The organism is Sinorhizobium psoraleae (assembly GCF_013283645.1).
Taxonomy (GTDB): Bacteria; Pseudomonadota; Alphaproteobacteria; order Rhizobiales; family Rhizobiaceae; genus Sinorhizobium; species Sinorhizobium psoraleae.
In genome coordinates, this window is record NZ_JABEKV010000002.1 from 1,267,726 (window position 1) to 1,287,740 (window position 20,015).

The window sequence follows — 20,015 nt, forward strand, 5'->3', positions numbered from 1 at the left end:
GGCCAGGACGGGTTCAAGTTTAAGAAAAGGTCATTACCATGAGACGGGTTGTTGTCACGGGCCTCGGCATCGTTTCCTCGATCGGTAACAATGCCGACGAAGTCACCGCGTCGCTGCGCGATGCGAAGTCGGGCATCACGTTTTCCCCGGATTTCGCCGAGAATGGCTTCAAGTGCCAGGTCTGGGGCGCGCCGTCGCTCGACCCGACGGAACTCGTCGACCGGCGTGCCATGCGCTTCCTGTCCCAGGGAGGTGCCTGGAACCACGTTGCGATGAAGCAGGCAATCGCGGACTCGGGACTCGAGGCCGGCGACATCACCAACGAACGCACCGGCATCATCATGGGCTCGGGCGGTCCCTCGACGCGCACCATCGTCGAGGCTGCCGACGTCACTCGCAAGAACGTGAGCCCGAAGCGCATCGGCCCGTTCGCGGTCCCGAAGGCAATGTCGTCGACGGCCTCGGCCACGCTTGCGACCTGGTTCCAGATCCATGGCGTCAACTACTCGATCTCGTCGGCCTGCTCGACCTCGGCGCATTGCATCGGCAATGCCGCGGAAATGATCCAGTGGGGCAAGCAGGACGTGATGTTCGCCGGCGGCCACGAGGATCTCGACTGGACCATGTCCAACCTGTTCGATGCCATGGGCGCGATGTCCTCGAAGTTCAACGAGACGCCGTCGTCGGCCTCGCGCGCCTATGACGTCAACCGCGACGGTTTCGTGATTGCCGGCGGCGCCGGCGTGCTGGTGCTCGAGGAGCTGGAGCGTGCCAAGGCCCGCGGAGCCACGATCTACGCCGAAATCGTCGGCTATGGCGCGACCTCAGACGGTTACGACATGGTCGCTCCCTCCGGCGAAGGTGCCGTGCGCTGCATGCGTCAGGCGCTCGCCACGGTGAAGGGCGACGTGGATTACATCAACACCCACGGAACCTCCACCCCGGTCGGCGACTCCAAGGAAATCGGCGCCATTCGTGAAGTGTTCGGCACCAACATGCCGCACATCCAGTCGACCAAGTCCCTGACCGGCCACTCCCTGGGTGCTGCCGGCGTGCAGGAATCGATCTATGGCCTATTGATGATGCAGGCCGGCTTCATCGGCGAAAGCGCGCATATCAGCGAGCTCGACCCCGAGTTCGAAGGCGTACCGATCGTTCGCAAGCGGATCGACAACGCAAAGATCGACACGGTTCTTTCGAACTCCTTCGGTTTCGGCGGCACCAACGCCACGCTCGTCTTCCAGCGCTACAACGGATAACACAATGAACGGACTGATGAACGGAAAGCGCGGCCTCATCATGGGTGTGGCCAACAACCATTCTATTGCCTGGGGAATCTCCAAGGCACTGGCCGCGCAGGGCGCCGAACTTGCTTTCACCTATCAGGGCGAAGCGCTCGGCAAGCGCGTGAAGCCGCTCGCCGCCGAGGTCGGTTCCGACTTCCTGCTGCCCTGCGACGTCGAGGATATCGCCTCCGTCGACGCGGTCATTGCCGCCATCAAGGAGCGTTGGGGCCGACTCGATTTCGTCGTCCACGCGATCGGTTTCTCCGACAAGAGCGAGTTGAAGGGTCTTTACGCGGACACCACGCGCGACAATTTCAGCCGCACCATGGTCATCTCCTGCTTCTCCTTCACCGAGATCGCCAGGCGGGCCGCCGAGCTGATGAGCGAAGGCGGCACGATGCTGACGCTGACCTATGGCGGCTCGACACGGGTCATGCCGAACTACAACGTAATGGGTGTTGCCAAGGCGGCGCTCGAAGCCTCGGTGCGCTATCTCGCCGCCGACTACGGCACGCGCGGCATCCGCGTCAACGCGATCTCCGCCGGGCCGATCCGCACGCTCGCCGGCGCCGGCATCTCGGACGCACGCGCGATGCTTTCCTGGCAGCAGAAGAATTCGCCCTTGCGCCGCACCGTGACGATCGACGACGTCGGCAATTCCGCGCTATACCTTCTTTCGGACCTTTCGCGCGGCGTGACCGGCGAGATCCACTATGTGGATTCCGGCTACAACATCACCTCGATGCCGACGCTCGAGGCGTTGCGCACGGCCGACGCGGAGTAAGGTAGCCGATCCGGGTTGTCGCAACCCGGATCAGGCCGCTGTCCAAGCCCAAACCAATCCCAGCAGGATAGCCGCCAGCGCGAGCCCGACAACGGTGGACGCGCCGCGCATGTATCTCAGTCTTGCCGGCACCAGCGGCACGCGATAGAGACTGCGCAAGAACGGCAAGGGAACTTCCGCCGTAGCGCCATGTCCCTCGGCGTTCTTGATATCGCGCGCGATCACCTCTTCAACATCTTCCATCATAGGGGGTCGAGCGGGTCCAAATCCCATAGCCTGCTCCTCTACGGTCACCATGGCCGACATCAACATGGTGTGCCCGATCGTTCTTTCTGGCAACAGGAAAGCGGCGCGTCACAAGGAAGCGACACGCCATCCGGACAGACCGGATCAACCGCTAGCGTAACGCCTTAAATCGGAGTCAGACATACAGCAGCACTCCGCGCCCTTTGTGCACGCACGCCGCTGCAAAGCGGCGCAAGCCGACCTGAATTGCTCTACCGTTTTGCCCAGAGCACCTTGAAGCGCGCGTTGCGGCAGGTCTCGCCGCTCTCCTTGAAATTTTCCGCGAGAACCTGCTCATAGGGCAGGCCGCGATTGGCGACCAGCATCAGCTTGCCACCGTGCTTTAGAGCCTTGGCAGCGGACTTGATGATCGCGGCGCCGAGCGATGGTTCTGCGGCATGTCCCTCGTGGAAGGGCGGATTCATAACGATCAGGTCGTACTTGTCGCGCGTCTCCTCGGTGGTCAGGTCGTGCCAATAGAAACGGGCCGGCGTCGAGGGTGCGTTCGCCATCATGTTGATGCGCGCCGCCTCCAGCGCTTCATAATCCGCCTCGAAGAGATCGATGCCCTTCAGCCCAGGCGAGGCATGGGCGAGCATCACCGACAGATAACCCCAACCGGCACCGAAATCCGCCGCATGGCCGGTAAGATCTTTGGGCAGGCGGGAGGCAAGAAGCTCGGAACCCGCATCTACGCGGTCGTGGGAGAACATGCCGGGCGACGCCTCGAACAGCCCATCGACACGCACCGGCACCTTGGCGAGCGCCGACACGGCTTCCGAGACATCTTCAGGCCGCGTGAACCAGAAGGCAACGCCATGGTATTTCGGCAGAGAATCCCCGTCCCAGCCGAATTTGCCGATCTTCTTGCGCAGCGGCTGGATGCCGTCCTCCTTGCCGCCTGCCACCACGATCAGCGCGCCACCGCGGGTGCGCTTAAGCGCCTCGGCGATCCGGTCCTCGTTCTCGCCCTTGTGCTTGCCGCAGAGCACCAGTGCCGCGTCATAGCCCTCGCCCTCGGCAAGAGGCGTCACGTCGGCACGCGCCGCTTCCAGCGCGCGATAGAGAGACTTGAGCGGCTGCACGGCGGCGATCGACGCGGAAAAGTCCCGCGGCAGCCTGTAGCCCGCCTCCGCCCCAAGGAAAAGCACGCGCTCGCCCTCCCCCGGCGGATCGATGACACCGGTATCGAAAGGGTGGAACAGGGTTTTCAGTGCGTCGCGGCTCATGGGATCGAATCCGTTCTTTGCTTACAGAAAGGGGGCGCGAAGCGATCCGCTCCGCGCCCCCGAGCACCTTGGCGGGGCCGGCTTATTCAGCCGCTTCGCCGCCGTCCTTCTTCTCGGCCTTCTCGGCGACGACTTCCTTGCCGGTCGCCTGATCGACGACCTTCATGGAGAGGCGAACCTTGCCGCGCTCGTCGAAGCCCATCAGCTTGACCCAGACCTTGTCGCCTTCCTTGACGACATCGGTCGTCTTGGCGACGCGCTCGGAAGCGAGCTGCGAGATATGGACGAGGCCGTCACGGGCGCCGAAGAAGTTGACGAAAGCACCGAAGTCGGCGGTTTTGACGACCGTGCCTTCATAGATCTGGCCGACTTCCGGCTCGGCAACGATCGAGTGGATCCACTTGCGGGCCGCTTCGATCTCCTTGGCGGAGGAGGATGCGATCTTGACCGTACCGTCGTCCTCGATGTTGATCTTGGCGCCGGTCTTTTCGACGATTTCGCGGATGACCTTGCCGCCCGAGCCGATGACTTCGCGGATCTTGTCGACCGGGATGTTCATCACTTCGATGCGCGGCGCGAATTCGCCAAGCTGGCCACGGCTCTCGGAGATGGCCTTGGCCATTTCGCCCAGAATGTGCAGACGGCCGCCCTTCGCCTGGTTGAGCGCTACACCCATGATCTCTTCGGTGATGCCCTCGATCTTGATGTCCATCTGCAGCGAGGTGATACCGGCGTCGGTGCCTGCAACCTTGAAGTCCATGTCGCCGAGATGATCTTCGTCACCGAGAATGTCGGAGAGAACGGCGAAGCGGTCATCTTCCTTGATGAGGCCCATGGCGATACCGGCGACGGGCTTGGCAAGCGGGACGCCTGCATCCATCAGCGCCAGAGAGGTGCCGCAGACGGTGGCCATCGAGGAGGAGCCGTTGGACTCGGTGATTTCGGAAACGACGCGCAGCGTATAGGGGAACTGTTCCGCCGTCGGCAGCATCGGGTGGATGGCGCGCCAAGCGAGCTTGCCGTGGCCGATTTCGCGGCGTCCCGGGGAACCCATGCGGCCCGTTTCACCGACCGAGAAGGGCGGGAAGTTGTAGTGCAGCATGAAGTTTTCCTTGTACATGCCGGTCAAGGAATCAACATACTGCTCGTCTTCGCCAGTGCCGAGGGTCGCAACGACGATCGCCTGGGTTTCACCGCGGGTGAAGAGCGAGGAACCGTGCGTGCGCGGCAGGATGCCGACTTCGGCGACGATCGGGCGGACCGTGACGAGATCGCGGCCATCGATACGGCTCTGCGTATCGAGAATGTTCCAGCGAACGATCTTGGCCTGCAGGTGCTTGAAGACCGAAGCGATCTCTTCGGCCGTGTGAGCAGGGTTCTCGATGCCTTCCGGCAGGAAGTGTTCCTTCACCTTGGCTTTGACGGCATCGACCGCAGCGTAGCGGGCGGCCTTCTCGGTGATCTTGTAGGCATTGCGCAGCTCGTCTTCGGCAATCGAGAGCATGGCGTTCTCAAGCGCGGAATGATCTTCCGGTTCGAATTCGCGCGGTTCCTTGGCAGCGACTTCGGCGAGCTTGATGATCGCGTCGATCACCGCCTGGAAGCCCTTCTGACCGAAGACAACAGCGCCGAGCATGATGTCTTCCGGCAACTCCTTGGCTTCCGATTCGACCATCAGCACGGCTTCCTGCGTGCCTGCGACGACGAGGTCGAGAGAGGATTCGTCCATCTCGTCCAGGTGCGGATTCAGCACATATTCGCCATTGATGTAGCCAACACGGGCACCGCCGATCGGCCCCATGAACGGAATGCCGGAAAGCGTCAGCGCGGCGGAGGCGGCGACCATGGAAACGACGTCCGGATTGTTTTCCAGGTCATGCTGCATGACCGTGACGATCACCTGGGTGTCGTTCTTGTAGCCTTCCGGGAAGAGCGGGCGGATCGGCCGGTCGATCAGACGGGAAACGAGCGTTTCGTTTTCGCTCGGGCGGCCTTCACGCTTGAAATAACCGCCGGGAATCTTGCCGGCAGCATAGGTCTTTTCCTGGTAGTTGACGGTAAGCGGGAAGAAGTCCTGGCCGGGCTTCGGCGCCTTGGCCGAAACGACGGTGGCAAGCACCACGGTTTCGCCGTAGGTCGCGAGAACGGCACCGTCAGCCTGACGTGCGATCTTGCCGGTTTCGAGCTTGAGCGGACGCCCTGCCCATTCGATTTCTACCTTGTGGGTCTCGAACATGTTCTGTCCTTCGTGTGCGGGAGACCTTCCGCGGCTGTTGCAGCGCGGATGATCTGAATGCCGCTTGGTGGTGGCGCATCACGGGCAAGACAACGGGAGGCTTCAAAAAGAACCGGCTCGTTACCGCTTTGCCGCGCTGCCCGTGTGGCAGCGCTCCGGCAAGCAGGCGCCGAAGCATCCTGCAATCCTGCCCCATGACGGGCCATCGGTTGATCCGCGATACCGGCCCATCCGGTCCGCTGGACGTTCTCTCCCGGTCCTGCGCCTCCGGCGCCCGAGGAGAGATAATCAAGGCGATCAAACGCCCTGCTGCATGCTTCCTTAAACCGACCGATCCAAGTACAAAACATGCAGCGATTTCAAAGTGCTACAACGACCTTGTGCGTCTGAAAAGACCCACGGCGCTGTAGAAAAAAAGCCGGCGGACCGCAAGCGGCCCGCCGGACAAAGTCGTTTAGCGACGGATGCCCAGGGCACCGATCAGCTTGGTGTAGCGCGCTTCGTCTTTCTTCTTCAGATAGTCGAGGAGCGAACGACGGCTGGAAACCATCGCGAGAAGACCACGGCGGGAATGGTTGTCCTTCTTGTGGCCCTTGAAGTGTTCGGTCAGGTTGTTGATCCGTTCCGTCAGGAGCGCAACCTGGACTTCCGGAGAACCGGTGTCGCCTTCAGCGGTCGCGAATTCCTTGATGAGCTGAGCCTTGCGCTCTGTTGTAATCGACATCGGATGATCCTTTCAGTTCGAGGATTTCGGGTCGCCGGCAGCCGGGATGTCGTCCAGCCGCGGCCGTTAATACGAAGAGGCAGCGCCTTTCGCTGGCGTGCCTATAAACGAAATGTATCGAAAAGGAAAGGGTCATGAAACCCGCGATACGAAGCGCACTCGCCATGCTTCAATTGCCGATTTGCCGCGGGGGCACGGGCTATAGCGCCGCACGTCTTATCCGACGCGCGAAGGACGTTGTGGCACTTCGAATTGCTGACTGTCTTCACCCTTAAATCGGCCAGGATCCAAGGAAACATGCAGGAGACCCAAGCGTTGAGGGCGTCGTCAATTTCCGGTTTCGGCCGCTCCGTCGTCCCTGCCGCCGCGCGGAATCCGGATGGTCCACTCGATGCCGTCGGGGTGCATGGTCCTTTCGAGTTCGGCTCCGAGCGCCATGCCGAGCATGCGCTCGAGCACGACCGTTCCGAAGCCCGTTCGCGCCGGCGCCTGCCCGGGTGCTCGCTTGGGCGGCGCGGCGATATCCGCCCCCTCCTCGCGCCAGCGAATGGCGATCATTCCATCCGACACCGACCAATCGAGCCTGATGACACCGGTCGCGTTGGCCAGTGCGCCGTGTTTGGTCGCGTTGGTCGCAAGTTCATGCAGCGCCATGCCGAGCATCTGCGCCACCTGTGTTTCCAACCGCAAGGCGGGACCGCTGAGGACGATGCGTTGCGGATCGTCGGGTGCAAACGGCTGCAGCTGGTTCTGCGCCAGTTCACGGAGATCCACGCCGAGGGCGGCGTTTGCGACCATCAGGTCGGTCGATCGGGCAAGGCCCGCTATACGTTTTCGAAATGCCTCGGCGAATTCCGATGCGTTCTCGGTGGAAGAGGCGGACTGGTTCAACATCGACTGAATGACGGTGAGCTGATTCTTCGAGCGGTGCGCGACCTCTCTCATCAGAAAACGGATTTCCCCTTCGGCCTTGCTGCGGGCCGCCGCCGCCCTGGCGAGGGCGCTCGATACGTCTTCGACCTCGGTGATCAGGTATCGACGTGGTTTGATCGGCTCGCCGGCACCGAGACGTCGTGCGTCCATGGCAAGCAGCTTCACCCCTTGCGAGAGCAGGCGGGCGACGGTCAACGATCCCGCCACGGCGATGCTCGCGAAGATGATGCCGCCAAGCGACAGCCACAAGAACGACCACAGTATCGGCGCGTCGACGACCGCTCGCGGCGCCCAGGCGGCGATGCGCCAGCCGGTCACCACGGAGAATTCCGTCGCGACGCGATAGTCCGTGCCGTTTTCGCTGATATTGGCGACGCCGATGCTGATCGCCGGCAGCTTGTCCAGGAAGAACACTTCGCCCGATTTGACGGCGGCATCCGAAGAAACGATCACCTTGCCTTCGCCGTCCACCAATGCGGCATTCCAGCCGGGCGACAGCGTGTTGCGATTGACGGCCTTGGCCATGCCCGCGGCATTCTGCGTCAAGCCCAGCAGATAGCTCTCCCCTGTCGGTAAGCTCACCGGAAGATAGACGTTGAAGACCCATCGCCCGTCGGTATTGTCGAAGAACACGCCCGAGACGAGCGGACCCTTGTTCTTGAAGGCAAGTTCGATCGACTCCGGATCCGATGCCCGTCCAAGCGGTGCGCCAAAGGGAAGGCGGGTATTCAGTCTCTGATGGTGATTCCTGTCTATGACGACCAGATCGGAATCGCTGTCGGCCAAGGCGACCGAAGCCTGATCGTAGAAGACACGCATGTCGCGAAGCTCGATCGCACTCGATGCCGACAGCACCTTGAGCGTCGTCAGCATGCCCTCGATCTCGCGCTCGACGATGCGCGTCACTGAGCCCGTCGAGGCTTTCAGGAGCGATGTCACGACCTGCTCCTGCGCATCCACGCTGCGCTTCAAGATGACGAAAGCGAAGATGAAGGAAGGCACGATCGCGATCAGCAGCAGCGAGATGAGGTAAAAGCTGAACGGCCGGCGCAGACGGTCCCGAACGAACGCCGCCGCAGCCTGCAGGCCGCCGCGCGAAGCTTCTCCCTGGTCTTTCCCTGACACCTCAGTCACCCGGGCCGCCTCTCACCGTCTGTTGTCGTGCCCCGGTGACCATGACAAGGGTCCCGTGCACTCCACGCGTCGGCCATACAACCGCTACGGGTTGACGCGAATGGCGTAATCGCGATCTCGGATTGGCCTCGACTGCCACGAATGGCCATATCCGCAGCTTGCGCCGAACAGATCGAATCGTCACCAGCCGATCATGCGTCAGCGTTCCGCCAAACGCAAACCGTCTACAGCGGCGCGCGTCTTTTCAGACGCGCAAAGGACGCTGTAACATTTGGAATTGTTGCATGTTCAAGACGTGGCAAATACCCGCTTCGGTCGGAATTCGCCTTCGGCGACCTCGCCGATCGCCACGAGCTTGCCCCGCGCCGTCGCATAGGCCTCGGGAGTGGGCAGAGGTGCCTCGCGGCCGCGCAGGATGATCGGATTGCCCATCTTTAGGCGATGGGCCTGGTCATCGCTGACGGCAATGTGCGGCAATCCGGAAAGAGCTTGACCCGTCTCGATCAAGAAATCGTCCAGCGCCGCGAGCCGCTCGGCCTCGTCCTCGACCTTCTCCAGCGCAACGAGATCGGCAAGCGCCACCATGTCGTCCTCGCCGAAGGGGGCCACGAAAGTGCGGCGCAGCGAGGCGATATGACCGAAACAGCCGAGGTCGCGGCCCATATCGCGGGCAAGCGATCGGACATAGGTTCCCTTGCCGCATTCGATCTCGAAGTGCGCGAGATGCGGCGTGCATCCGATCAGCGAAAGCCGGAAGACCTCCACCTCGCGGGCCGGAATTTCGACCGCCTCCCCGTCGCGGGCGAGATCGTAGGCGCGTTCGCCGTCAATCTTGATCGCGGAGAATTGCGGCGGCACCTGGCTGATCACGCCGGTATATTTCGGCAGCAGCGCGCGGATCGCCTCTTCCGTCGGCCGTTCAGCAGACGAACGGGCGACTTCGCCCTCGAGATCGTCGGTTGTCCGCTCCTCGCCCCAGGCGACGGTGAACTCGTAGATCTTCCGGCCATCCATCACGTAGGGGACGGTTTTCGTCGCGTCGCCAAGCGCGATCGGCAGCATGCCGGAGGCCAGCGGATCAAGCGTGCCGGCATGGCCCGCCTTTTGCGCCTTGAACAGCCACTTGATCTTCGAAACGGCCTCGGTGGAACCAAAATCGAGCGGCTTGTCGAGAATAAGCCAGCCCGAGACCGGGCGCCCCTTCGGTTTGCGTGGTTTGGACATCGTTGCCTGTTCTATTCTTCGTCGTCGGCATCGGGATCGAGATCGCGGCTCACCTCGGGCGAGCGCAGCAGCGCATCGATCTTCTGATAGTTGTCGAAGCTCGTGTCGTCCCTGAAACGGACGTCCGGCATGTATTTCATCTGACGGAGCTGCGGTCCGAGCCGTCCGCGAATGAACTTCGCGTTGCGGTTCAATGCCTCGATCACCGCGCCATGATCGGTCATGCCGAGCGGAGTGACATAGGCGGTAGCGATCTTCAGATCCGGCGACATGCGAACCTCGGAAATGGAAATCACCGTCTTTTCGATCAACGGATCGCGCACCTCGCCACGCTGCAGGACCTGCGTGATCGCGGCGCGCACCTGTTCCCCGACGCGCAGCATGCGCTGGGAAGGAGCGGAGGATGTGGATTTAGTCATCATGCTTACCTCGGATCACGTCGTGATCTTGGATTGAATTAGCTCAAAATCACAAACGGGATCGATATCTAATCAAACGCGGGATGCGGGCGGAGACCGCCCGCGCTTCTCGTCCCGCTCCAAAAAGCGCGAGCGCCGAAGCTCAGTCGGCGCTCGCACGATCTCAACCGGACGGATATCAGAGTGTGCGCGTCACATGTTCGACGCGGAAGCACTCGATCGTATCGCCGGCGCGGATGTCTTCGTAGTTCTCGAAGGCCATGCCGCATTCCTGGCCGGCCTGAACTTCCGAAACTTCGTCCTTGAAGCGCTTGAGCGTCTTGAGCTTGCCTTCGTGGATGACGACGTTGTCGCGCACCAGGCGGACGCCCACGCCACGCTCGACCTTGCCCTCGGTGACACGGCAACCCGCGACCTTGCCGACCTTGGTGATGTTGAACACCTCCAGGATCTCGGCATTGCCGAGGAAGGTTTCGCGCCGTTCGGGCGACAGCAGACCGGACATCGCCGCCTTCACGTCATCCACCAGATCGTAGATGATGTTGTAGTAGCGGATTTCGATGCCGGCGCGTTCGGCCGCATCGCGCGCCTGCTTGTTGGCGCGGACGTTGAAGCCGATGATCGCGGCGTTCGAGGCTTCGGCAAGCGAGATATCCGACTCGGTGATACCGCCCGCGCCCGAATGCACGATGCGCGCGCGCACCTCGTCGGTCCCGAGCTTCTCCAGAGCGCCGGCAATCGCTTCGATCGAGCCCTGCACGTCGCCCTTGATGACCAGCGGGAACTCCTTCATGCCGGAGGTTTGGAGCTGGGTCATCATCTGCTCGAGCGAACCGCGCGAGCCAGACTGGCGCGCAACCATCTTTTCACGCGCAAGCCGCTGGCGATATTCGGAAATCTCGCGCGCACGGCTTTCGTTCTCGACGACCGCGAACTTGTCGCCGGCGGCCGGCGTACCGGACAGACCGAGGACTTCAACCGGCGTCGACGGGCCGGCGGACTTCACATGCTCGCCCTTGTCGTTGACGAGAGCGCGCACGCGACCCCACTGGTCGCCGGCGACGATGATCTGGCCGGGGGCAAGCGTACCCTTCTGGACGAGAACGGTGGCGACCGCACCGCGGCCGCGATCGAGCTCGGCTTCCACCACCGTTCCTTCGGCCGTCCGGTTCGGATTGGCCTTGAGGTCGAGGATTTCGGCCTGCAGCAGGATCGCCTCGAGCAGCTTGTCGAGGTTGGTATGGTTCTTCGCCGAGACTTCGACGTCGAGAACTTCACCGCCCATCGATTCAACGAAGACTTCGTGCTGCAGCAACTCGGTGCGAACCTTCTGCGGGTTCGCCGTCGGCTTGTCGATCTTGTTGATCGCCACGATGATCGGCACGTTGGCCGCCTTGGCGTGGTTGATCGACTCGATCGTCTGCGGCATCACGCTGTCATCGGCCGCCACCACGAGGACGGCAATGTCCGTCGCCTGGGCACCGCGAGCACGCATGGCCGTGAAGGCGGCGTGGCCGGGAGTGTCGATGAAGGTGATCTTCTGACCGTTCTGCTCGACCTGATAGGCGCCGATGTGCTGGGTGATCCCACCCGCTTCGCCGGCAACCACATTGGCGTGGCGGATCGCATCGAGCAGCGACGTCTTGCCGTGGTCGACGTGACCCATGATCGTGACGATCGGCGGACGTGAATCCATGTTCTCTTCGGTGTCGGAGATGTTGAAAATGCCTTCCTCGACGTCGGATTCGGAAACGCGCTTGACCGTGTGCCCGAATTCGCCGGCGATGAGCTCGGCGAGATCGGCATCGATCAGGTCGCCCGGCTTCATCATCTGGCCTTCCTTCATCAGGAACTTGATGACGTCGACGGCGCGTTCGGACATGCGCTGCGACAGCTCCTGAATGGTGATCGTTTCCGGCAGAACGACTTCGCGCGAGATCTTCTCGCGGGTCTCCTGCATCTGGCTCCGCTTGAACTTTTCCTGCCGGCGACGCATCGCCGAGAGCGAACGTCCGCGCTGACCGCCGTCTTCGTCGACGGCAGCCGTCAATGTCAGCTTGCCCTGGCGACGGCCGTCATCGCCCTTGGGACGCGTGACCGGCTTTGCGGGTTCCGGACGCACGACCTTGCCTCGCACGGGACCGGCGCCGCGTGCACCGCGCTCCTCCACCTCCTCGTCACCCGCGCGACGGCCGCGAGGCGCGGCTGCGGCGGGCGCCGACGGCGCTGCGGGAGCCGGACGCGGTGGTTGCGGGCGATTGTCAGGACGGCGTTCCGCAGTGACGGTCGGTGCGGCAGCGGCCGGCTGCGCTTCCTCGACCTTTTCAGCGGCAACTGCCGGACGTGCGGCCTCTTCGGCGGCGCGGCGAGCAGCCTCTTCCCGCTCGCGGGCAGCACGCTCTTCTTCCTCGCGCCGACGGCGGGCTTCCTCTTCAGCGCGGCGCTTGGCTTCCTCGGCATCGCGAACCTGGGCTTCCGCCAAGGCGCGACGGCGGGCTTCCATCTCACCTGCGGAAAGATCGTTCAGCACAACGCCGACGCGCGGGCGGTTCTGCTCCTGGCGCGGCTGATGCGGTTGCGGCTGCGGCGCCGGGCGGCCGGACGGCTGCGGCGGCATCGGGCGCTGTTCCGGCGCACGCGCTGCAGGCGTGACGGGCGTAATGGGCCGTTCGTCTTCCGGACGGGAATGACGCCGCTTCTTGGTTTCAACCACTACCGCCTTGGTGCGGCCGCGGCCCATATCCTGACGCACTGTCCCCTGCTGAACCCCGGAGGGCTTCAGGGTCAGCGTCTTCTTGCCCGCTACGCTGATTGTCTTGTCGTCTTTGTTGTCGGTCATTCCGTTCCGTTCCTAGCGATCAGGGCCGGATACGAAACACCTGACCCTGTCTTCCAAATTGTCTCAAACAATGCTCGCGATGCCGGCCTTTGCCGGTGACGCGTGTCATTGCTGTGGCTTGCCAGCGCCGCCTTCGGCCCGGACCGGGACAGATCCTCGGTACTTTTCGAGCATGATTGCGCGCTTCACTACACCCTCACCCGCCTGCCCTGCAAGCGCTGCGGCATGGATAAAAGCATTACTTCCCAAAAGCCCGTCCATTTCTGCCCCCGTGAAGGGGCGGAACGCGGCTATTTCCTTTCCGTCTTCGGCGACGAAACTCATCGCCTTGCGGGCTTGATCGATCTTGCGCACCCCGTCGGCGGCGGCATCGATGGCATGGAAGACAGCGAGCGCCGCGAGACCCCGCACCGCCTGTTCCGTCTTCGTCGCCCCGGAGATGAACTGGCCCGCCTTGCGCGCCATGTTCATCATTCCGGCAAGCTGCTCGGCGAGCAGCCTGTCGATATCGTCCGCCAGCGCGGCGTCCGCCTTGACGTCGGCCTTGAGAGCACGGGCGAAGAGCTTCTTCGCCACCGCCTTCTCGACAAGCGCCCGTTCCGCCTTGATCCAGCATCCGCGCCCGGGAAGCTGTCGCTTCAGGTCCGGCACGACGCGCTCGTCGGGACCGGCAACGAAGCGGATCAACTCGTCAGGCGACCCGCTCTCGCGGCTGACGATGCAGGTCCGGCTGCTGCCGCTCCGATCCTTCGGACCCTTGTCCGAAGGCAGGGTGTCAGCATCGGTTTCCGCAATCATCGTGATCAGGCGTCCTGCTCGGCGCCTTCGGCGACCTCGATCGGCTCTTCCGCCTCGCTCGCCAGATCCTCTTCGGTGATCCAGCCAGCTGCCAGACGCGCCTGGACGATCATCGCCTCGGCCTCTTCGCGGGTTACCTCGAACTTCGAGAAGATGCCCTCGAAGCGCTTGGTCTCGCCGTCCTTGCGCTCGGTCCAGCCGACGAGGTCGTCGGCGGCGCAACCGGCGAAGTCCTCGACGGTCTTGATGCCCTCTTCGCCGAGCGCAACCAGCATCTGGCTGGTCAGCCCGTTGATCGTGCGCAGTTCATCGGCGACGCCGAGTTCCTTGCGCTTCGCGTCCATCTCCGCCTCGATCTTGTCCAGGTACTCGCGGGCGCGGGTCTGGATCTCCGTCGCTGTCTCATCGTCGAAGCCATCGATCGATGAGATTTCGTCGAGCTCTACATAGGCGAGTTCGTCGACCTGGGCAAAACCTTCGGAGGCGAGCACCTGGCCGACCATCTCGTCGACGTCAAGCGCTTCCATGAAGAGCTGGGTCCGCTCGTTGAATTCCTTCTGACGGCGCTCGCTTTCCTCCTGCTCGGTGAGGATATCGATATCCCAGCCGGTCAGTTGGGAGGCGAGGCGGACGTTCTGGCCGCGGCGGCCGATGGCAAGCGAAAGCTGCTCGTCCGGAACCACGACTTCGATGCGCTCGGCATCCTCGTCGAGAACCACCTTGGCGACTTCCGCCGGCTGCAGCGCGTTGACGATGAACGAGGCCGGATCCTGCGACCACGGAATGATGTCGATCTTCTCGCCCTGAAGCTCGCCGACGACGGCCTGAACGCGGGAGCCACGCATACCGACGCAGGCGCCGACCGGATCGATCGACGAGTCGTTGGAGACAACGGCGATCTTGGCGCGCGAGCCGGGATCGCGAGCAACCGACTTGATCTGGATGATGCCGTCGTAGATTTCCGGCACTTCCATGGTGAAGAGCTTGACCATGAACTGCGGATGCGTGCGCGACAGGAAAATCTGCGGGCCCCGCTGTTCGCGGCGGACATCGTAGACGAACGCGCGGACGCGGTCGCCGTAGCGCATGTTTTCGCGCGGGATCATCTCGTCGCGGCGGATGATGCCTTCGCCACGGCCGAGATCGACGATGACGTTGCCGTATTCGACGCGCTTCACCGTGCCGTTGACGATCTCGCCGACGCGGTCCTTGAACTCCTCGTACTGGCGGTCACGCTCGGCTTCGCGAACCTTCTGCACGATCACCTGCTTGGCCGACTGCGCGGCGATGCGGCCGAAATCCATCGGAGGCAGCGGATCCGCTATGAAATCGCCGATCTTGGCGTCGGGATTGCGATCACGCGCAAGCTCCAGCGGGATCTGCGTCGAATAGTCGTCAGCCTTCTCGACCACTTCCAGAAGGCGCTGCAGACGGATTTCGCCGGTCTTCGAATTGATGTCCGCGCGAATGTTCGATTCCGAGCCATAACGCGAACGAGCCGCCTTCTGGATCGCATCCGCCATCGCGGCCAGAACGATCTCGCGGTCGATCACCTTTTCGCGTGCCACAGCATCTGCGATCTGCAGAAGTTCGAGCCGGTTAGCACTGACTGCCATGTCTTGTCTCCGTCTGGTTGCAGGGGCCTTGAAGCGCGCCCTGCCTTATTCGATAGGTGAATCTTCGTCTTCGAAATTCTCGTTGGCGGCGCGCGCCGCCTTCGCCTTCTTGTCGGCCGTCAGCGCATCGCGGATCAGGTCGTCAGTCAGGATCAGGCGCGCATCCGAAAGCGCCGTGAACGGGATTGCGACAACCGCCTCCTCGCCATAGGCGGGCTGGTCCCGCTCAAGACGGAAGCCGTCCTCGTCCACCGACACGATCTTGCCGCGAAACCGCTTGCGACCGTCGACCATCACCGAAGTCTCACATTTCATCAGGTGGCCCTGCCAGCGGAAGAAATCGGACTTGCGCACCATCGGGCGGTCGATGCCCGGCGACGACACTTCCAGATGATACGCCTTGTCGATCGGATCTTCCACATCGAGAACAGGCGAAATGGCCTTGGAAACCTCTTCGCAATCCTCGACGGTCATGGTGCCGTCGTTGCGCTCCGTCATGATCTGCAGCGTCAAACCGTTCTGGCCGGACATGCGGACGCGCACGAGGCGGAAGCCCATCTGCACGAGCACGGGCTCGATGATGTCTGCAACACGCTGATCGAGACCGGTTTCGGTGATCAACCGCGGTTCATTTGCGTTTTCAGCCGTTGTCTTATCGGACAAACGATCGTCTCCTCATCGGACCGGCGAATAAAAAAGAGCGGGTCCTGTCGGGCCCACTCTTCATCTAACCGATCAAGAATTTGAGGCTCATATACGCTTCATCGCCGCAAATTGCAAGGCTTGTGGCCGCGGCCCGGGGACGGCGGCCGAGAGCGGGGTCGCTTTCCGGTCCGATTGTAAATTTCAGCGGCTGGCACGCCACATTTCGCAGTCTATAAGGAAGCATCCGCTTCGCTACGCTTTGGTCAAACGAAAGAGAAGACGAGGTGACGAACCGCATGTCGCCCCTGGCCCCCTTTAAACACGACACATTCCGGATCATCTGGATCGCCAGTCTTGCCTCCAATTTCGGCGGCCTGATCCAGGCGGTGGGCGCTGCCTGGCTGATGACCTCCATCTCGCAGTCGGTGAACATGGTGGCGCTGGTGCAGGCCTCCACCGCGCTGCCGATCATGCTTTTCTCGCTGGTGTCGGGTGCGCTTGCCGACAATTTCGACCGGCGGCGGATCATGCTCATCGCACAGGGTTTCATGCTCAGCGTCTCGGCCGTGCTGACGGTCTGCGCCTATTTCGGCCTGATCACGCCGTGGCTCCTTCTGCTCTTCACTTTCCTGATCGGCTGCGGCACGGCGCTCAACAATCCATCCTGGCAGGCTTCGGTCGGCGACATGGTGCCGCGCGATGACCTGCCGGCGGCGGTGGCGCTGAACAGCATGGGCTTCAACATTACCCGCAGCGTCGGTCCGGCGATCGGCGGCGCGATCGTTGCAGCCGCAGGTGCCGCCGCAGCCTTCGCGGCCAACACACTCAGCTATTTCGCGATCCTCTTCGCCGTTGCCCGCTGGAAACGGGACATTCCGGAAAACTCCTTGCCGCGAGAAACACTCGGCCGGGCGGTTTCGGCCGGGCTTCGCTACGTCGCGATGTCGCCCAACATCGGCAAGGTCCTGCTGCGAGGCTTCGTCTTCGGCCTGTCGGCAAGCGCCATCCTCGCGCTGCTGCCGCTTGTCGCCCGCGATCTGGTCGGCGGCGGTCCGCTCACCTACGGCATCATGCTTGGTGCCTTCGGGTTCGGCGCGATCGGCGGCGCGCTCCTCAGCGCCAGGCTTCGCGAACACCTGTCAAGCGAGGCGATCGTGCGCTACGCCTTCGCCGGCTTTGCCGTAAGCGCGGCGATTACGGCGATCAGCACTGAGGCGTGGCTGACCTCGCTCGGCCTCACCGTCTCCGGCGCCTGCTGGGTGCTGGCGCTGTCGCTGTTCAACACCACGGTTCAGCTCTCGACTCCGCGCTGGGTGGTCGGGCGGGCGCTTTCCCTCTACCAGACCATGACCTTCGGCGGGATTGCCGGCGGCAGTTGGCTCTGGGGCGTTGCCGCCGAGCAATACGGGGCCGCCAACGCGCTCATCGGCTCCTGTCTCCTCATGCTTGCCGGAGCGGCCGTCGGCTTACGTTTCGCCCTGCCGGAATTCAGGTCGCTGAACCTCGACCCGCTCAACCGTTTCAACGAGCCGCCGCTCGAACTCGATCTCAAGCCGCGCAGCGGCCCGATCGTCATCATGATCGACTACGAGATCCACGAACCTGACATCCCCGAATTCCTGACGACCATGGCGGAACGCCGGCGCATCCGCATCCGCGACGGCGCGGGGCACTGGGCGCTGATGCGCGACCTCGAAAACCCGACGACCTGGACCGAGACCTATCATGTGCCGACCTGGGTCGAATATGTCCGCCACAACCAGCGGCGCACGCAGGCCGACGCGGCGGTCGGCGACAAGCTGACGGCGCTGCACCGGGGCACCGCTCCGCCGCGCGTCCATCGGATGATCGAACGGCAGACCATCGTTCCGGAACACTATGAGCGGTACAAGCGGCCGGTCGAAATGCATTGAGGTGCGGATACGAAAATCTCGCACTTAGTACCGGGGAGGAAATTCCGGTTTTGCCCTTAGGACATCCCCACCCAGCAACCAGGCATTCTACAATCAAAATCGAACCGAGTGACTGCACCGATGAGAGCGATAGAGATTGTTGATTACAACCCAGCATGGCCCGGTCTATTTGAGGAGGGAAAGAGTCGGATCATGGAACTGATCGGTGGCATGGTGGATGAGATTCACCATGTCGGGAGCACATCGGTCGTCGGCCTTTGTGCGAAGCCCAAAATTGACATCGACGCAGTGCTTCGCAGCAATGCGATGGTTGTCGAGGCAGTCGAGCGAGTGAAGGTGTGCTCCGACTTTACCTTCCACGGCGATCCATACAGTGATGGTATGTGGACCTTCACCTCAGGCCACGGCTCCTATGGCACTCGGCTCTATCTCTGCGGGCCGGAGAACCCCACGCACTTCAAACGCATGCTATTTCGCGATTGGCTCCGTGCTCATCCGGTTGACGCTGCCGAATATGCCGCTTTGAAGCGCAAACTGGCAGCGGAGGCAAACGGCGACTGGAAATTCTACACTGGCGGCAAATCTGATTTCGTCGCGAAGATCGTGCGACAAGCGTCCGCCTAGTACGGTTTACCAGAGGGCGACTGTCCACCCAAAGCAGAGTCTGCGTCGGGCCGAAGGGTCCAGTTTTCACCACGAGACCCAAAGTCAGCGCAGCTGCGCCTTCAGCGAGGCAGCCGGGAAGCAGGTGGCGGACAAGCCGTTCTTCGCCTGCCAGTCGCCGAGCGACCGGCGCGTCTTATAGCCCGGCAGGCCATCCACCTTGCCGACGTCGTAGCCCTTAGAGACGAGCGCCTTCTGCATCGCCAGCACGTCGGAACGCAGCATGTTTCCGACAGCACCCCATTCTCCCCGAAAGGCGCCGGCGCCGGAAGCGATGCGATCGGCCAGGTTGCCGATGAAGAGCGCGTAGAGATCCGAATTATTGTATTCCTTGATCACGTAGAAATTCGGCGTGACGATGAATTGCGGTCCATGGATCCCGGCCGGCACCAGCATCATGCCGGACGCCGAGCGTTCCGCCGGCGGAAAAGCCTTGCCGGAGATGCGGGCGATGCCCATGCCGGCCCAGTCGGTGATCGGGCGCGCCAGATCCGGCCCTTCCTGGGCGCAGGAAACGCCCTCGGGGATCAGGACTTCAAAGCCCCAGTCACGACCGCCCTGCCAGCCCTTCTTCGAAAGGTAGTTGGCGATCGAAGCCAGGCTGTCCGGCACCGAATTCCAGATGTCGCGGCGTCCGTCGCCGTCGAAATCCACGGCATATTTCAGGAAGCTCGACGGCAGGAATTGCGGCTGGCCCATGGCGCCGGCCCAGGAGCCGCGCATCTGCGTCTCCCGGACGTCGCCGCTTTCGAGAATGTGCAGCGCGGCAATCAGTTCGCGCCGAAAAAGCTCGGGCCGCGTCGACATGAAGGCCTTGGTCGCCAGGACGTCCATGATCGGATGCGGGATCTTCGCCCGCCCGAAGCCGGATTCCCGACCCCAGATGGCCAGTACGATCGGCCCGGGAACGCCGTATGTGCGTTCGATGCGCTTCAAGGTCGGGGCGTGGGCGGAGGCGAGGCTTCGGCCGGTCGCCGCCAATCCCTGCAGTCGCTTCTCCGAAAAGTAGGCGCCCGGCGACGAAAATTCCGCCTGGCTCTGCTTGCGCTCCTTCGCCTTGGGAAAACCGGGAGGCGCAAGGTCGGGCAGATCCCAATTGAGCGTCACATCGGCAAAGGCCGCCTTGAAGGATGTCACCGAGATGCCGGATTTCTGCGCCTCGGGCCAGAGGTCGTTCTGCAGCCATTGCCGGAACTGCCCCTCCACGTCGGCTTTCGAAGCCGCGAAGGAAAGACCGGCAAAAGAGGTAAGAGAAAGGATCAAGGCAGAAAGGAGTTTCAGCATCTG

At 62.6% G+C, this 20,015-nt stretch carries 16 protein-coding genes; 4 read left to right on the top strand and 12 right to left on the bottom strand.

Going from position 1 to position 20,015, the window contains the following annotated elements; all coding sequences use genetic code 11:
- Positions 1-38: 38 nt before the first annotated feature.
- Positions 39-1,259: a beta-ketoacyl-ACP synthase I gene (fabB, locus tag ILFOPFJJ_RS14780; protein WP_173511265.1), complete on the top strand. Its 1,221-nt coding sequence runs from the start codon at positions 39-41 to the stop codon at positions 1,257-1,259.
- 4 nt (positions 1,260-1,263) lie between these two features.
- Positions 1,264-2,070: an enoyl-ACP reductase FabI gene (gene fabI, locus ILFOPFJJ_RS14785; protein WP_173511266.1), complete on the top strand. Its 807-nt coding sequence runs from the start codon at positions 1,264-1,266 to the stop codon at positions 2,068-2,070.
- A gap of 30 nt (positions 2,071-2,100) precedes the next feature.
- Here fabI and ILFOPFJJ_RS14790 read toward each other — a convergent pair whose 3' ends face one another.
- The 11 genes from ILFOPFJJ_RS14790 to rimP all read right to left on the bottom strand — a co-directional run bounded on the left by ILFOPFJJ_RS14790 (position 2,101) and on the right by rimP (position 16,170).
- Positions 2,101-2,313: a hypothetical protein gene (locus tag ILFOPFJJ_RS14790; protein WP_173511267.1), complete on the bottom strand. Its 213-nt coding sequence runs from the start codon at positions 2,311-2,313 to the stop codon at positions 2,101-2,103.
- A gap of 254 nt (positions 2,314-2,567) precedes the next feature.
- A complete protein-coding gene (locus tag ILFOPFJJ_RS14795; RefSeq protein ID WP_173511268.1) occupies positions 2,568-3,584 on the bottom strand; it encodes a class I SAM-dependent methyltransferase in 1,017 nt (338 codons plus the stop codon).
- Between the two features lie 82 nt (positions 3,585-3,666).
- Positions 3,667-5,820 (bottom strand): polyribonucleotide nucleotidyltransferase, encoded by a 2,154-nt coding sequence (gene pnp, locus ILFOPFJJ_RS14800; RefSeq protein WP_173511269.1) that lies wholly within the window; start codon positions 5,818-5,820, stop codon positions 3,667-3,669.
- A gap of 454 nt (positions 5,821-6,274) precedes the next feature.
- On the bottom strand, positions 6,275-6,544 hold the full coding sequence (gene rpsO / locus ILFOPFJJ_RS14805; protein ID WP_173511270.1) for a 30S ribosomal protein S15: 270 nt from the start codon (positions 6,542-6,544) through the stop codon (positions 6,275-6,277).
- A gap of 327 nt (positions 6,545-6,871) precedes the next feature.
- Entirely contained in the window at positions 6,872-8,611 is a 1,740-nt protein-coding gene (locus ILFOPFJJ_RS14810; RefSeq protein WP_173511271.1) for a sensor histidine kinase, read from the bottom strand.
- A 288-nt stretch (positions 8,612-8,899) separates the two neighbouring features.
- Entirely contained in the window at positions 8,900-9,835 is a 936-nt protein-coding gene (gene truB, locus ILFOPFJJ_RS14815; protein ID WP_173511272.1) for a tRNA pseudouridine(55) synthase TruB, read from the bottom strand.
- Positions 9,836-9,846: 11 nt separating this feature from the next.
- Positions 9,847-10,254 (bottom strand): 30S ribosome-binding factor RbfA, encoded by a 408-nt coding sequence (gene rbfA / locus ILFOPFJJ_RS14820; protein WP_173511273.1) that lies wholly within the window; start codon positions 10,252-10,254, stop codon positions 9,847-9,849.
- A gap of 178 nt (positions 10,255-10,432) precedes the next feature.
- A complete protein-coding gene (gene infB, locus ILFOPFJJ_RS14825) occupies positions 10,433-13,093 on the bottom strand; it encodes a translation initiation factor IF-2 (RefSeq protein ID WP_173511274.1) in 2,661 nt (886 codons plus the stop codon).
- Between the two features lie 105 nt (positions 13,094-13,198).
- Complete coding sequence (locus ILFOPFJJ_RS14830) at positions 13,199-13,891, bottom strand: RNA-binding protein (protein ID WP_173511275.1); 693 nt, start codon at positions 13,889-13,891, stop codon at positions 13,199-13,201.
- 5 nt (positions 13,892-13,896) lie between these two features.
- Positions 13,897-15,507: a transcription termination factor NusA gene (gene nusA, locus ILFOPFJJ_RS14835; protein ID WP_173511276.1), complete on the bottom strand. Its 1,611-nt coding sequence runs from the start codon at positions 15,505-15,507 to the stop codon at positions 13,897-13,899.
- 45 nt (positions 15,508-15,552) lie between these two features.
- Complete coding sequence (gene rimP, locus ILFOPFJJ_RS14840) at positions 15,553-16,170, bottom strand: ribosome maturation factor RimP (protein ID WP_173511277.1); 618 nt, start codon at positions 16,168-16,170, stop codon at positions 15,553-15,555.
- Positions 16,171-16,448: 278 nt separating this feature from the next.
- Between rimP and ILFOPFJJ_RS14845 the strand changes: the two genes are divergently transcribed.
- Positions 16,449-18,065, top strand: a complete 1,617-nt coding sequence (locus ILFOPFJJ_RS14845) for an MFS transporter (RefSeq protein ID WP_173511278.1) — start codon at positions 16,449-16,451, stop codon at positions 18,063-18,065.
- Between the two features lie 120 nt (positions 18,066-18,185).
- Positions 18,186-18,689 (top strand): GrpB family protein, encoded by a 504-nt coding sequence (locus ILFOPFJJ_RS14850; protein ID WP_173511279.1) that lies wholly within the window; start codon positions 18,186-18,188, stop codon positions 18,687-18,689.
- A gap of 84 nt (positions 18,690-18,773) precedes the next feature.
- Here the strand turns inward: ILFOPFJJ_RS14850 and ILFOPFJJ_RS14855 are convergent, their stop codons facing one another.
- On the bottom strand, positions 18,774-20,012 hold the full coding sequence (locus ILFOPFJJ_RS14855; RefSeq protein WP_173511280.1) for a lytic murein transglycosylase: 1,239 nt from the start codon (positions 20,010-20,012) through the stop codon (positions 18,774-18,776).
- Between the last annotated feature and the right edge of the window lie 3 nt (positions 20,013-20,015).